Below are 13501 nucleotides of genomic sequence, written 5' to 3'. Positions count from 1 at the left end.
TTCATTGTCAAGGGCCCGGCCGCCAGTTGCTCAGCTGTCGAACCAAACAACTAGCCGCACGTTGTTGTCGCCATGCCGTTCGGCGAGATTGCGCATGGCGTCGAACAGCGCGCGCAACTGCGGGTCGACACGCAACACGTCTCCCTGAAGGAGCCTCTCGACCCGCCACATCCGATCGTCGGCGCGCCATTCAGTTCCCTCAGGGTAGCTGCTGCCCTTGGGATCGGCATGCTCGCCGGCCACTGCCCGCCAGGCACGCCCATGGTGGCCAGACTTGCCGACGAACCGCGGGCCTTCGCTTGTCAACTTGTACTCGTGGATCCGGTCGTCAACGCGAGACGCTTGTACACTCCAATCGATGCGAGCCAACTGCGTCCATGCCACCCAGGTGTGACCGTGTTCGCTGTCTACGAGTTGGAGACCAAGCAGGTCCGGGCTGGCGTCTTCCGGTAGGCCACGGCCGGGCGCAACGGGTTCGAACCCGGCGTAGTTCTGCACACCGAACAGCAGCCCGAAGGCATCATAGTGGCGCGGTAAGGCATCCAGACTGACGTCGGCCAGGAGCCACGGTGAACCCGGACCGTGCGGGCGGATTTCTACCCCACCTGCGATATCGGTGCCCACGCCAGCTCGCCTTTCCACCACGATGACCAGGGCGGTGCCCAGTTGCCGCGTGATCCTACGACTCGGGCACGCGACCATACGCGAGCCCCCGGTAGACGCACCCTTCTCGACAGTTCCGGACGTGCACGGTCAACGACGGGTCACGACGCGTAACCGGGTCCGGCTGAGGGTGGCGCGCACGGTTTGCGGCAGATCCGGATACGTCCGAGCGGCGCGCGAAGAAGCGGCCACGGCGGACGTCCATCGCGGCGAGCGGCCCCACCGGCCCGGGATGGCACTGACGCCGCACTCTCACGGCCGGTTTGGGCACCGGTGTCGATCGTTGCAAGCAGCCCGCCTCGACCGGACATCCGGTCAGCCCGACCACGTCCCAGTACCCGGCTGGACCCGGCCCCGCCATCGGCGGAAGGATGACGCTTCACACTGCGGCGGTCATGCGCGTGTGCATGTCGACATCGAGCGGACGGCCGGGTCCCGAGCGGGGAGGGCGAACGGTGGGTATCGGGTGGCGTGATTCGCCGAAGGAGCTGGCCGGGCTACTACACCGACACGGTCTGACTCCGGACCGGGTGGACAACGTCGAGGCCGCGTGGAAGGCGTTCCGCGAGTTTCTTGCGCAGCCGGTCGATGGCCTGGAGCCGGGGCCGGACAGCGACGTCGACGGCTTCATTGTTCAGTGGGGCCGGCACAGCTGGCACGACCAGCTCCCAAGCCTGAGCTTCACCCGACAGTTCGCCGTCGACGTGCGGGACACCTGGACCGAGACCGACTGGTACCAGCCAGAATACTGGCAGGTGAGCCTGGACCTGATATTCCCCGACGCGCCCGCGCTCGCCGATCTCGACCAACTCAGCGTCCAGAACACCGGGTTCGACTTCAGTCCACCCGGCCCCGACCGCGACCACGCGATCGGTGAAGCGGAGTGGGAACTACAGCACTACCCCACTCTGCAAGCACTGTGGGCGAGCACCCCCCAGCGCAGCACCGTCACGCTGGACCGTGCAGACTAATCACCCGAGCGCCACTGCCGCACCCGGATACGGACACCGGTGGTCACCTCCGGCGCTGGCCACACCCGGCACCGGCGCTGACGACGATCCGGTGCGGCATTCGACATGGCAGCGACATGCGACCGACAAGTTGAACGACGAGTACGGAAAGTGACGGGACCGCTGGTGTCCGGCACGCCCGCTCGGCGCGGAAGATGCGTAGATTTCATGGGTGGCTGGCATGAGGAATGCGAATCTGGCCTTCGGCGAAGTCCACAGCCGTTCGCTTACGCCTACGGCTGGTCCGGCGTCTTGCGAACCCAGAGCCACACGCCCACCAGGACGCACGCCGCGCCTGCGACCGCAATCGCCGACTTCGCCACGCCGGAGACATCGTCCAGGATCGGGAAGGCACGCGACGCAGCCAGAGTGATGAACGCGATCAGCAGCAGGACGACGGCAAGAACTCGTCGTGGAGTCAGGGATGTCATCGGGCCAGACCGTATCGACCGAACGCCTGCAACGCAAGCCATTGATGGATCTTCACTGACGCTCTTCTCGGCATGGTCGGACGCCGCGTGCCAGCCGTGCGCCGCGACGCTGTGTGACCCGTGCGCGACCGGCCGCCGCGCCTGCTCTGTGGCGTGAAAGTGCGCGGTGAAGGAGGGCGCGTAGGCGCCACCAGCGCCCAGTCAGGTTGGGTCGTCGAACCGCTGCGGCCCCGAAGTAGGGTCACCCAGTGACCGCGTACGACATCGCCGCCAGGCTGCCTTCCATCGACCGGCTGCGGCGGCGCTGCAAGGCATTGGCCGTGCTGGAACGCATCATCGACGGTGGGGACGCGTACTACGCCTACACCTCGACATGGGGCACGGACGAGGCGGCGCTGATGAGCAACGGCAGCGGCGACGAGTGGGCCGTCGTGTTCACCGCCGATGGCGCGTTCATCCGGGTTTTTGACCATGAATCGGCGATGTCGCCATACGGCGATCCGGACCACGAGTTGTGGCCGGGCCTGCTTGACGGCATCCCCGTGGTGCTGCGTCCCCAGGTGGAGGAACCGGCCTTCTGTGACGAGTCCGGGCACTTCATCGCCACCGCGGGGCTGTGGCGGTTGATTGGTGACGACCGCTGGCACGCCGGCGAAGGCATCACCTTCCCACCAGTGCGCGGGCCGTACGACGGCACCGGGCCGGACGGGTCCGGCATGCTCGAAATCCTGCTCGACGACATCGTCGACCGGTTCGTCGAGTTCGCCGGCGACTACTACGAGATCGAGGTGGACCGGGCGACAGTCCAGCACGTCGTCGCCCACCGGCCGCTCACTGACCCCGTGATACAGGCCCTGAACCCTCAACTCACCGTCGCCGACCTGAGGGAAGAGATCGCCGCCATCGGTTACCCGATCGCCGCGACGTAGCGGCGGTCTCGGCAAGCGGCTCGCCGAGCGACAACTGATGAGCGGCCAAGCCACTGGCTCTGCTCGCTCCGGCCGCGGACGACCCACGGTCGCGCGGCAGCTTGCGCGCCAGCCGGTACTGCTCGTCGCGGCCTACTCGCGTACCAACGGACCGTGCGGCGATCGGGCCGCCGTTCGAGCCCGACCTGGCTTGCCTGAGAGCGTTCGAGGGACGAGACCGCGAACTGGTGCGCGAGGCCGGTCGCGGAGCACCGTGACAAGTTCCAGATACTCGGCGGCGCCCCGCAGCTTCGCGCGCTGACCCGGCTCAACGGCTAGGACTACTTCTGAAGCCTCGTGGATGAGCCTCGTGCCGAGCCGCTTCGGGAGTTGCCGCTGACCCCGGTCCCGGCCGGGCTGGGAACCACTTCGGTTCCACCTGAGGGCCCCCCGCGGCAGCATGCTGACCTGTTTAGTCAGATCCCGCCAGCGCTCGCGAGAAGGTGTCATCGGTTTCCCTACCGACACCGCCGGGTATCGGATCAATCGACCAGGACAATTCGCCCAGCGTGGAGGTGGAGGTCGTGCCCTCGTCCCGAGCGCTCGCCACCGGAATCGCCCTCGCCGCCGTCACGCTGACGACGCAGGGGTGCGCCCCGTCCGGCGACACCATTTCTTCCGGCACGTCGTCGCCGGTTGCGACCGAGACATCCGCCGCGGGACCGTCCGGCAGATCGCCGTCGGGCGACACCGACCACTACGACGAGATCCTGGCCGGTGATCGCAAGGTCCTCATTCACATCGCCGGGGACGACAAGGACTGGAGCGCCACCTACGAGGGGCCGATCGCCATCGGCGATGGCACCGATGACGGCGCGCTGTTCCGCATCGTCCCGACCCCCGACGGTAGGCACCTCCTCGAAACGCTGCGCGCGCGCGAGGAAGGCGGCCGCTGCTGCGTCTACGGCGACACACGTACCGAGCCTGTCAGGCTCAGCACCAAGACCTGCGCGGAGGACGAGACCACGCTTTTCAAGGTCACCAAGGCTGACGGGACGGACGACCAGGGCCGCTTCACGCACCACCTGACGAACGAGAAGTTCGGCGCGGTCCAGGTGAAAAACGACGGCTCGGCCCTTTATATCCAGGAAGTCGGGGACGGCGGTACCCGCGGCACGTACAGTTTCGTCGACCGCGGCCCGATTGAATGAGCCTTCAAACCTGCGTAGCGGTCGGCTTCAACCTGAGGCACGGCGAGAGGCCAACGCCCACCCCCTACGACACCACCGCCCCCTGGCCCACCATGTGGAGACGGCGCTGCGGAGCCCGGCCGTCATCGAACCGGCCAAGGGCATCATCGTGGTCGGCAGCATCCTGAGTAGCCGCACGGCTGGCAGGTGCCCGTGGTGGGCGGCAAGGCTCCACCAGGTGCCGACCGTCGACGTACCGGGCGGACCGGCAGCGGCGTGTACGGGCAGACACGGGCGGACCGGCAGCGGCGTGCACGCCGACCGCGAGCGTGTGCCGCCGCAGCGCGCGGGCAGGGCGGCGGTCGTACTCACCGGTGACTAGTGGGGTGATCGCCAGGGCCGGGGTGCTGACGACGACGAGGACGGACATGCCGATCGCCGCGAGGGCCCGCCCCAGCCGTCCGGGAACCTCGCCGTGGCGGATTGAATGGCCCACCGCATGGACAATCCGCTGGTTGCCGTGCACGATAGGTTGGTGCCGCTCCAGGAGGGATTTCGGGGGCAGCGGTTGGCCTCGGTCCCCCGTCCACTCGTCGCCGAGGCGCTACGGCGCCCGATCACCGGGCGGCTCCTCGTCACCGACGCCGGGTACTACCCGGATGCCGCCGACCACCGGATGCAACGCTCTCGAGGCACACCCGAGGTGGTTCTGATCGTCTGTGCCTCGGGCCTGGGCTGGGCGCGCGTCGGGTCGGGCATGCATCGGATCGGAGCTTGGCAGGCACTGGTCATCCCCCGCGGCGTCGCGCACGAGTACGGTGCCGACGAGCGCGATCCCTGGACGATCTGGTGGGCGCATCTGATGGGGTCGGACGTGTCGAAGCTCGCGGACTGCATGGGGGCCACGACCGAGCGGCCCGTGGTGCCGGTGCGGGCTATCGGTCGGGCAGTGGCGCTGCTGGACGAGATCGTCACCTGCGTCGAGCGCGACCAGTCGCCGATCCGTCTGGTCGGCGCGGCGGGGACCGCGTGGAAGCTGCTGACGCAGATCGCCGTCGATCGACTGCTTCCCGAACCGGGGGATCCGCTGCAACGCGCCATGAGCTACCTGGCCGAGCGGCTCGACGGGAAGGTGAAGGTGCCCGAGCTGGCGCGGCTGGTGGGGGTGTCGCCGTCGCATCTGAGCACCCTGTTTCGCCGGGCGACCGGAGGCGGGGTGTTGGCTCACCACACCGCGCTGCGGATGGCGAGGGCGCGGCAGCTGCTTGACACGACGGGTGCGACGGTCACCGAGATCGCGTCCGAGATCGGCTTCGACGACGCCTTCTACTTCTCGCGGGTCTTCCGGAAGCACCACGGGATGAGCCCGAGCAGTTTCCGCCGCCGCCATGCCGGCTACGAGCTCGCCGAGGCTGCCTTCGAGGTGTGACCGCACGTGCTCGCCGAATTGAGGGCGAGGGCGTGGACATTCTTCGCCGTGCTGCTGGCTCTTCGTCCCCTGGCTGATCGCCGGAAGCCCGCGCGGCCACCCCGGACGAGCCGGAGCCGGCCCAGCCGCATCGATCCTGAGCGGGCGGGGGCGGGGCCATGCCGGGGGGCGAGGGGGGGGGGGGGGTTCGTCCGGATACCGGAGTGGTATCCGGACGAACCGACAAGGCCGCGGGGTTTTCGCCTGGGCCCGGCGCGACCCGACAATCGTTCAGCCTTTCAAGCCGCTGCTGGCGATGCCGGAGAAGAACTGCCGCTGCAGCACCAGGAAGATCAGGATGAGCGGCAGCGACGCGACGAGGGCGCCGGCCATGAGGGTCGGGTAATCGGTCCCGAACTGCCCCTGAAGGCCCGCCAAGCCCACGGTGAGCGGGCGCTTGTCACCGCGCGGAGTCACGATGAGCGGCCAGAGCAGGTCGTTCCAGGAGTAGAGCGAGGTAAGGACGGCCAGCGCCGCCATCGTCGGGCGGGCCATGGGGAGCATGACGTACCAGAACGTCCGCAGGGGTCCGGCGCCGTCGAGGCGAGCAGCCTCTTCGAAGCCGGCGGGGACCGACATGAACGCCTGCCGCATCAGGAAGATCCCGAACGCCGAGAACATGCCCGGGATCGCCAGGGCGGGAATGCTGTCGAGCATCCCGAAGTCCCTGATGATCCCGAACTGTCCGATGAGAAACAGCTGGCTCGGCACCATGAGCATGGCGATGAACAGCCCGAACAGGAGCCTGCGTCCGGGGAACCGGAGCCGGGCGAACGCGTAGCCTGCGAGCGCCGAGACCGTGAGCTGCCCGATCACGCGGAGCACGAGCGCGGACACCGAGACGGTGAGCTGCGCCCAGAACGGCACCGAGCCGAAGAACGTGCCGAAGGCGCCGGTAGTCGGGTCCTCGGGCAGAAGCGTCGGCGGCACCTGCGAGGCCTCGCGGTTGGACTTGAAGATGGTGAGCAGTTGCCAGACGAACGGCGCGACCATGACCACCGCCGCGGCGGCGAGGACGAGGTGGATGACCCAATCACCGTGGCGAGAGGCCTTCGAACCGGTCGCCGCGCGGTCGATCCGCCTACTTCGCAGGGCCTGATCAGTCATAGAACACCCACCGACGTTGCAGGCGGAACTGGACGAGGGTCGCGGCCATGATCACCATGAGCAGCACGATCGCGATCGCGGCGCCGTAGCCCTGGTCGAATTCCACGAAGGCTTTCTCGTAGAAGAGGTAGACGATGGTCTTCGAATCGGCGAGTGCGGTGTTGTTGACGCTGCGGAGCATTACGAAGATCAGGTCGAACATCTGCAGCGCGGAGATCACGGTCAGCACGGTCACGAGGAACACGCTCGGCGACAGCAGCGGCAGGGTGATCCGGAAGAACTGGCGGACCCGTCCCGCGCCGTCGAGCGAGGAGGCCTCGTAGAGGTCCTGCGGAATCGCCTGAAGTCCTGCGCCGAGGATGATGAGGTTGATGCCGAGGCTCATCCAGATGCCGACGACGCCGACCGCGTAGATCGTGAAGGTCGCGTCCGCGACCCAGTACTGCCCGGGGACGCCGACCAGGGAGAGGACGTAGTTCAGCAGACCGAAGTCGCCGTTGTAGATGAAGCGCCAGACCATGCTGACCGCGACCGGCAGGGTCACGACCGGCAGGAAGAACAGGACCCGGTAGAAGGCGCGGCCGCGGCCGACCTGCTCGATGAGCGCGGCGAGGACGATCGCTACGGGTACGCCGAGCAGCAGGATCGCGGTGTACAGCGCGGAGTTGCGCAGGGCCTGCCAGAAGCGTCCGTCGCCGAGCAGTTCGGTGTAGTTGTCTACTCCGGTGAACCTCCCGGGTCCGAAGGCCGGTACGTCCATGAAGCTCTTGCCGAAGGTGGTGAGGAACGGCCAGAGGTAGAACGCGACGAGGCCGACGAACGCCGGAGCGATCATCAGGTAGCCCCATCCAGGTGAGGGCAGCAGCCCTCCCCCGCGGCGGCGGGTGCGTGACCGCGGGGGAGGGCTGACGACGTCGGTGGTCACTGCGCGAGGACCTCGTTGATCGCTGTGTTGTAGGCCCGGGCGGCCTCGGCGGCGGTCTGCTTGCCTTCCCACGCCGGACCCAGGTACTGGGTCTCGAGGCCGGTCCATTTCGCGGCGTCACCCGCGATCGGCAGCGGCACCGAATAGTCGACGGCGTCGACGAAGACCTTGAGGTTGAATTCGGGCATCGCGTCGAGCCAGCCCTGCTGGGTGTCCTGGTACGCGGGCAGCACGGCACCGCTCTTGGCCTGGATGACAGCCGCGTCCTTACCGCTGGCGAAGATGAGGAACTCGGCGAGTTCCTCGGGGTGTTCGGTGCCGGCGTATCCGGCGTTGAGGATGCCGCTGATCATCGTGGCCCGCTGCTTCGCCTTCGGCAGCGGCGCGACGCCGACGTGCGGGCGCAGCGCCTGGTCGCCGTACAGGCGCTGGGCCCAGAAGGAGCCGGAGAAGTACATGGCCACCTTCTGGTCCATGAACATCTGCACCGCTTCGGTGTCCGAAAGCTGCTTGAGCGTCGGCGAGAGACCGTCGGCGTGCATCTGGGTCCAGAACTGCAGGCCGGAGATGGCTTCCGGGCTGTCGATGGCGGCCTTGCCGTCGTCGCCGATCACCTTGCCGCCGGCCTGGTAGATGCTGTTGTAGTAGCCGCCCTGGCGGTCGATCGGGGCGGCGATGCCCCACACACCGGCGGCGGGGTTCGTGAGCTTGCCGGCGGCCTCGCGCGCGTTCTCCCAGGTCCAGCTCTCGTCCGGGTAGGCCACGCCGGCCTTGTCGAACAGGGCCTTGTTGAACCAGATCGCGTTGGTGTCGAAGTCCTTCGGCAGGCCGTACAGCTTGCCGTCGACGTCGTACAGGTCAAGCACGGCCTTGGGGTAGGCGGCCAGGTCGACGCCAGCGGCCTTGACCGCGTCGGTGATGTCGAGCAACTGCTTGCCCTTGGCGTAGGTGGGGAACTGGTCGGCGAGCATCCAGAACGCGTCCGGTGCGGTACGTCCCGCCGCGCCGACCTGAAGCGTGGACCAGTACTCGGGCCACGGCAGGACCTGCACCTGCACCTCGATGTTGGGGTGCTTGTCCTCGAACGCCCCGGCGATCGCCTCCATCGCCGGCTTCTGGTCGTCGCTCCAGGTCGCGTAGGTCAAGGTCACCTTGCCGTCTCCCCCGCCGCCACCGCTGCATCCGGTGGCGGCGAGGGTGGCCAGCACGGCCGCGGCGGCGATCCATCTCTTGCCGTGTCTCATGGTTACTCCTTGATGGGTGGCCGAGCTTCAGCGCTCGGCCGGGGTGGTGGCAGTGGTGTGGTGGGTGTGGAGGCGACCCGACGCCCAGTCGACGTGGGCCGGCACCGGGTGGTTGGGCAGGGTGTCCGCGTGCAGGCGCAGCGTGGCGGCGCCTCGAATGTCGATGTCGATGTCGAGCGGAGGTTCACCCGAGCGGACGTCTGCGCTGAACAGCTGCACCCCGTCGGCGTGCACGCTCACCCGGGCGGCGGTGCCCGGGGTCTCGTCGTCGATGCCGATGCGGGCGGTGAAGCGGTCGGCCGAGCCGCCCAGGTAGAGCTCGATCCGTGACGGCGTGGACGCGCCGAGCCCGTCGTCGAACTCCGTCCCGGCGATGCGCATCCGGCGGCCGTCGCCCGGGTTGCCGCCACCGTTGCTCTGGTCGCGCTCGATCGGGCCGCTCTCGTTCTCGAAGGAGACCATCGTCAGCGTCGACAGGCGGTGGGATCCGGGCGTCAGGGGTCGGAACAGGCGGGCGTGCGCCACGATCGGGACGCCCTCCTCGCTTGGCATCTCGGCCGTGACCACGCCAGCCCGACCGGGCGCCAGGGCGGCAGGCGCACCGACCGTCCAGCGGTCACCGCCGAGGTGTTCCGCCGACCAGCCGGGTGGCGGCCGCAGACGTCCTTCGGTCCGCAGAACGGCCGTGCCGTGCGGGTCGAGCAGCTGGACAGGCGGGTCCACCCGCGGAGCGGCCTGCTCGGGCCGCGCGACGGCTCGGTGCAGCCGGGCGCCACGGGCGGCGAGGATGGCGACGAAGCCACCGTTCTCCGCCACCTCGACAACCAGGTTGTCGTCGACGGATCGCCGGGCAGAAGTCAGGCCGCCGTCAGTGCGGTCGCCGACGATCCAGGCGTCGGCCGGCCCGAGTGCCAGCCGGTCGAGCGGGACGGTGAGCCGGCGTGCCGGCCCGGTGGCGATACCGCCGATGAACCAGCGATCGCCGTGCCGGCGGGCGATGACGGCCTCGTGGTCGGGGTCACCGGCGAGCAGCACCGTCTCGTCCCACGCGGGCGCCAGTTCCGCGAGGAACCGCGCGGCATCCGGCCGGGCGAGGTAGGCGTCGACGTCGTCGGCGAGGTGGGTGATGCCGCATTCGAACGCAACGCTGAGCGCGAGTTCGTGCCCGTCGCTCGTGGTCCGTCCCGGCGCGCCGAACGCGACCGGCGTGTAGTCCATCGCCCCGACCACGTTGCGGGTGAACGGCTGGATCACGTTGTGCGCGGCGGTCAGTGGCGTGTCCTGGTAGAAGACGTAGTACTCGCTGCCGCGGATGGCTTCGTAGCCGATGACCTGCGGCCAGGTTCGTGCCCATCCCCGCGGGATGACCGAGCCGTGGAAGTTCACATGTAGGCCGAGCCGGGCGGTCTCGGCGAGGATCGTGTCGTACCAGCGGTAGCGATCCTTCGACTCGGACTCCATGAAGTCGACCTTGATGCCGGCGACGCCCCAGGACCGCCACAGCGCGAGCTTCGCCAGGTTCTCCAGCCCGTCGAGGTCATGCCAGACCGCCCACAGGTGTACCTGGATGCCGCGGCGGCTTGCGTAGGCGACAATCTCGGGCACCCACGTCTCGTCCCAACCGCAGTCGACGAGGAGATGTTCCCAGCCGAGGCGGGCGGCGACGTCGACGAAGTGCCGCTGCCGGTGCAGCTGGGCACCGGAGTAGAAGTCCGACCACCACGACCAGGCGGCACGCCCCGGCCGCACCCACCGCGCGTCGACCGACGGGTCGGGCGCGGGCGCCAACTCGTCGACGAAGCGGCTCTCGACGATCGCGGCGAGGTCGCCGATCATGAACACCCGCCAGGGAGTCACGGGACCGCGGGTGATCTCGACCGACTCGTCGGCCAGCGCGAACCGCGCCTCGCCCCCGTCGTCGATCTCGGCGTGGGCGCCGCTGAAGCGGCCGTCGATCGCCGCCTCGGTGAGCAGAACATACACGCCCGCCCGGGCCGAGCGGACGAGCAGCGGGAACCCGTAGGCGCCGGGGGGTAGTTCGGCGACGTCGGTGCCGAAGCGCGGCGTCTCGTACCAGGTCTGGTAGTCGAGCGCCCACACGCGGGCGTCGGGTTCGAACGTGAGCCGGGTGCGGTCGGCGTCCAGGTGGCTGTGGCCCTCCAGCCGGGCAAGCACGTAGCGGACGGCCACGCCGTCCACGCTCGCCCGGACGTGGATCTGCCACTCGACGCCGCTGTCGTGGCGCAGCTCGTAGCGCGTCTCGCGGTGCGCGTACCGGTGGGATCCCGTCGCCTTGCCGGACCGGGCAATCCACTCGTCGGTGATCTCGCGGTCGCGGGAGCGCAGGAGGACCGAACCGACGTCCAGGTCGACGCCGCCGACGCGGATGCCCAGCCGGACCCCGTCGAGGACAATTCGTCCGTCGCGCCGCACACGCAGGACGACGCCGTCCGCTCGCGTCTTTACCTCGGGCTCGACGCGCTCGGGCAGAGCCGTCGGACCGATCTCCTTGACCACATCGTCTCCGTGCCGTGCGGGGGCCGAGCGGGCGGATTCCCTGCGCGGCGGGTTCCGACGCTAGGTTCGCGGCCGCCCGCCGGGAATGTTCATTCGAACTCGAAGCCTGGACGATCCGCTTCTATCTGAGAGGGCCGTGTGGCAGCAAGACGGTGCCCACGGCCCCTCCACAGGGACGATCAGCGCACGGTGGTGACCCGGTTGACGCGCACGTTGGTAGGGATTCGCGCGTGCTCAGCTTGACCCGCAGTTCTCCTTGCAGGAGAGGCACCTTCGTTTGTCCACCCGCCGATGAACGCCCATTGGTGATCACCGTAGAGCACCCAGTTGGCCCTGCGGTGTCTGTCTTCGCTGTTTGCCCGCGCGCTCCTACGCGTCCTGCCGGTTCGGGGAGTACGTGTTGGCAAAGGCGGCGATCCGGTCGTCGCCGGTTGTTCGATCCTCGGCATCACGCCGGAGTTCGATGCCGCCGGCCAGCCAGCCGCCATCGATGGTGAACACGCTGCCGGTGATGAACGACGCGCTCTCACCGGCCAGGAACGCGACCAGGTTGGCGACCTCCTCGCTACGCCCCGGTCGGCCCAACGGAAATTGGCTAGCGACGTCGAGTTCCTCGCCCATCTTCCGCATGAGGTCGTTACTGGCGATGTAGCCCGGGCAGATGGCGTTGACCCGGATACCATCCGGCCCCAGATCGAGGGCAGCCGACTTGACCAAGCCGAGCACACCGTGCTTCGATGCCGAGTACGCCGGTGACATTCGAACACCGGTGAGCCCGGCCGCCGACGAGGTGACCACAATTGAGCCACCGCCCACGTCGCGCATCGCCCGACCCGCTGCCTGCAGACCGAGCAGCACCCCACGCAGGTTCACCGCCATCGTGCGGTCCCATTCCTGCAGCGGGTACTCCAGAACACTGGCCCAGTGCCCCGTCCCCGCGTTGAGATGTGCGATATGTACGGCGCCGTAACGGGCAATAGTTTCGCGGACCATCGCATCGTTGTCCTCTGGCGATGCCACGTCAGCCCGTAGCCCGAACGCCTCGCCACCAGCAGCCGTGATCTTCTCGGCCGTCCGTTCGACGTTGTCGATGTTACGGCCGGCGCAGCAGACCCGCGCTCCCCGGGCCGCCAGCGCTGCCGCGGTCGCCGCGCCGATACCGGACCCAGCTCCGGTCACGACCGCAGCCCGCCCGGCCAGCGAACCCATTCCGTGCTCTGTCATAGTCATCGATTGCTTCCTTTCCTGATCCGAGATCGAGTCCTTTGGTTGAACACGAGGCGTCAGCGACTCGATCCTTCGTGACATCGCAGCTATGTGCCGTGCGGCGCGTAGAGGCGACAGCCTGGCGGCCCGTCCCTGTTGGACGGTGACAGGGACGCCCGCGGCGCCGCGCGGTTGCGCCGCCATCGCCAACAGGTGACGAGCGAGAGGGCCTTCGGACCTTGCCGGTGGCAACTGGCACGGGGCCTTCCAACGCGCCCCGGCGAGGCGAGCGTCTCGGATGTAGCCAGGCGGCCGTATCCGATCAGCTGGTGAAGGACTCGGGGCCGAATCGGCCCCATGCCACGAAGGCGGCCAGGGCGAGATAGACCAGGTTCCCCACGGCTGACGTGGACTCGTGACGACGGAGGTGCGTGATCATCGCGCCAACCATCAGCAACACGGTACCGACGGCAGCCACCGGTACCAGAACCGGCGCGATGTCGAGCATGGCGGGCAGTACCAGGCCCACCGCGCCCAGGAGCTCGATGGCTCCGAGGGCCTTGACGAAGCCGACGCTGGCATCTCCGGTCCATCCCCCGGCGGGGTGGGCCGCCAGCTTCTCCTTGGACACGATCAGCTTGGTGGCGCCGCCGATCAGCAAGACAACGGCCAGCAGGCCCGCACTGATCCACAGAGCGAGGTTCAAGAGATTTCTCCTTGCGCGGTTGCAGGGGACTCTGATCTTGAAGCGCCGGAGTGGCGATCGGGCCCCCCGGTCAGGGGCAGGGTCAGGGCTGCTGATGCGAGACGGCACCAGCGGTCTCGGCCAGCC

The 13501-nt window shown here is 68.5% G+C and carries 12 protein-coding genes; 4 read left to right on the top strand and 8 right to left on the bottom strand.

The window, feature by feature from the left end:
- Window positions 1-30: 30 nt before the first annotated feature.
- On the bottom strand, window positions 31-624 hold the full coding sequence (locus R6Y94_RS31520; RefSeq protein WP_318399531.1) for a hypothetical protein: 594 nt from the start codon (window positions 622-624) through the stop codon (window positions 31-33).
- 569 nt (window positions 625-1193) lie between these two features.
- Between R6Y94_RS31520 and R6Y94_RS31515 the strand changes: the two genes are divergently transcribed.
- A complete protein-coding gene (locus R6Y94_RS31515; RefSeq protein WP_318399530.1) occupies window positions 1194-1634 on the top strand; it encodes a hypothetical protein in 441 nt (146 codons plus the stop codon).
- Window positions 1635-1906: 272 nt separating this feature from the next.
- On the opposite strand, the gene R6Y94_RS31510 is transcribed toward R6Y94_RS31515, so the two are convergent.
- Window positions 1907-2104, bottom strand: a complete 198-nt coding sequence (locus tag R6Y94_RS31510; RefSeq protein WP_318399528.1) for a hypothetical protein — start codon at window positions 2102-2104, stop codon at window positions 1907-1909.
- Window positions 2105-2352: 248 nt separating this feature from the next.
- Between R6Y94_RS31510 and R6Y94_RS31505 the strand changes: the two genes are divergently transcribed.
- From R6Y94_RS31505 to R6Y94_RS31495, 3 genes are all read left to right on the top strand, one after another.
- The gene (locus tag R6Y94_RS31505) at window positions 2353-3033 is read left to right on the top strand and encodes a hypothetical protein (protein WP_318399526.1); all 681 of its coding nucleotides are present in this window, start codon (window positions 2353-2355) and stop codon (window positions 3031-3033) included.
- Window positions 3034-3581: 548 nt separating this feature from the next.
- Window positions 3582-4223 (top strand): hypothetical protein, encoded by a 642-nt coding sequence (locus tag R6Y94_RS31500; RefSeq protein WP_318399523.1) that lies wholly within the window; start codon window positions 3582-3584, stop codon window positions 4221-4223.
- 478 nt (window positions 4224-4701) lie between these two features.
- Window positions 4702-5631, top strand: coding sequence for an AraC family transcriptional regulator (locus R6Y94_RS31495; protein ID WP_318399521.1), 930 nt, complete (start codon window positions 4702-4704; stop codon window positions 5629-5631).
- Window positions 5632-5901: 270 nt separating this feature from the next.
- Here R6Y94_RS31495 and R6Y94_RS31490 read toward each other — a convergent pair whose 3' ends face one another.
- From R6Y94_RS31490 to R6Y94_RS31465, 6 genes are all read right to left on the bottom strand, one after another.
- Complete coding sequence (locus tag R6Y94_RS31490) at window positions 5902-6777, bottom strand: carbohydrate ABC transporter permease (protein WP_318399519.1); 876 nt, start codon at window positions 6775-6777, stop codon at window positions 5902-5904.
- Complete coding sequence (locus tag R6Y94_RS31485; protein ID WP_318399518.1) at window positions 6770-7612, bottom strand: sugar ABC transporter permease; 843 nt, start codon at window positions 7610-7612, stop codon at window positions 6770-6772. The genes R6Y94_RS31490 and R6Y94_RS31485 overlap by 8 nt, the downstream gene beginning before the upstream one ends.
- 86 nt (window positions 7613-7698) lie before the next feature.
- Window positions 7699-8946, bottom strand: coding sequence for a sugar ABC transporter substrate-binding protein (locus tag R6Y94_RS31480; protein WP_318399516.1), 1248 nt, complete (start codon window positions 8944-8946; stop codon window positions 7699-7701).
- A gap of 27 nt (window positions 8947-8973) precedes the next feature.
- Window positions 8974-11463 carry a glycoside hydrolase family 97 catalytic domain-containing protein gene (locus R6Y94_RS31475; protein WP_318399514.1) on the bottom strand — a complete coding sequence of 830 codons (2490 nt, stop codon included), beginning with the start codon at window positions 11461-11463 and terminating at the stop codon, window positions 8974-8976.
- A 369-nt stretch (window positions 11464-11832) separates the two neighbouring features.
- The gene (locus R6Y94_RS31470) at window positions 11833-12693 is read right to left on the bottom strand and encodes a glucose 1-dehydrogenase (RefSeq protein WP_318399512.1); all 861 of its coding nucleotides are present in this window, start codon (window positions 12691-12693) and stop codon (window positions 11833-11835) included.
- Between the two features lie 298 nt (window positions 12694-12991).
- On the bottom strand, window positions 12992-13375 hold the full coding sequence (locus R6Y94_RS31465; protein ID WP_318399510.1) for a DoxX family protein: 384 nt from the start codon (window positions 13373-13375) through the stop codon (window positions 12992-12994).
- Window positions 13376-13501 lie beyond the last annotated feature (126 nt).

The organism is Plantactinospora sp. KLBMP9567 (assembly GCF_033446045.1).
In the GTDB taxonomy this organism is placed as follows: Bacteria; Actinomycetota; Actinomycetes; order Mycobacteriales; family Micromonosporaceae; genus Plantactinospora.
The sequence above is the reverse complement of the archived record's forward strand: the minus strand, read 5'-3'. Positions and strand labels throughout refer to the sequence as shown.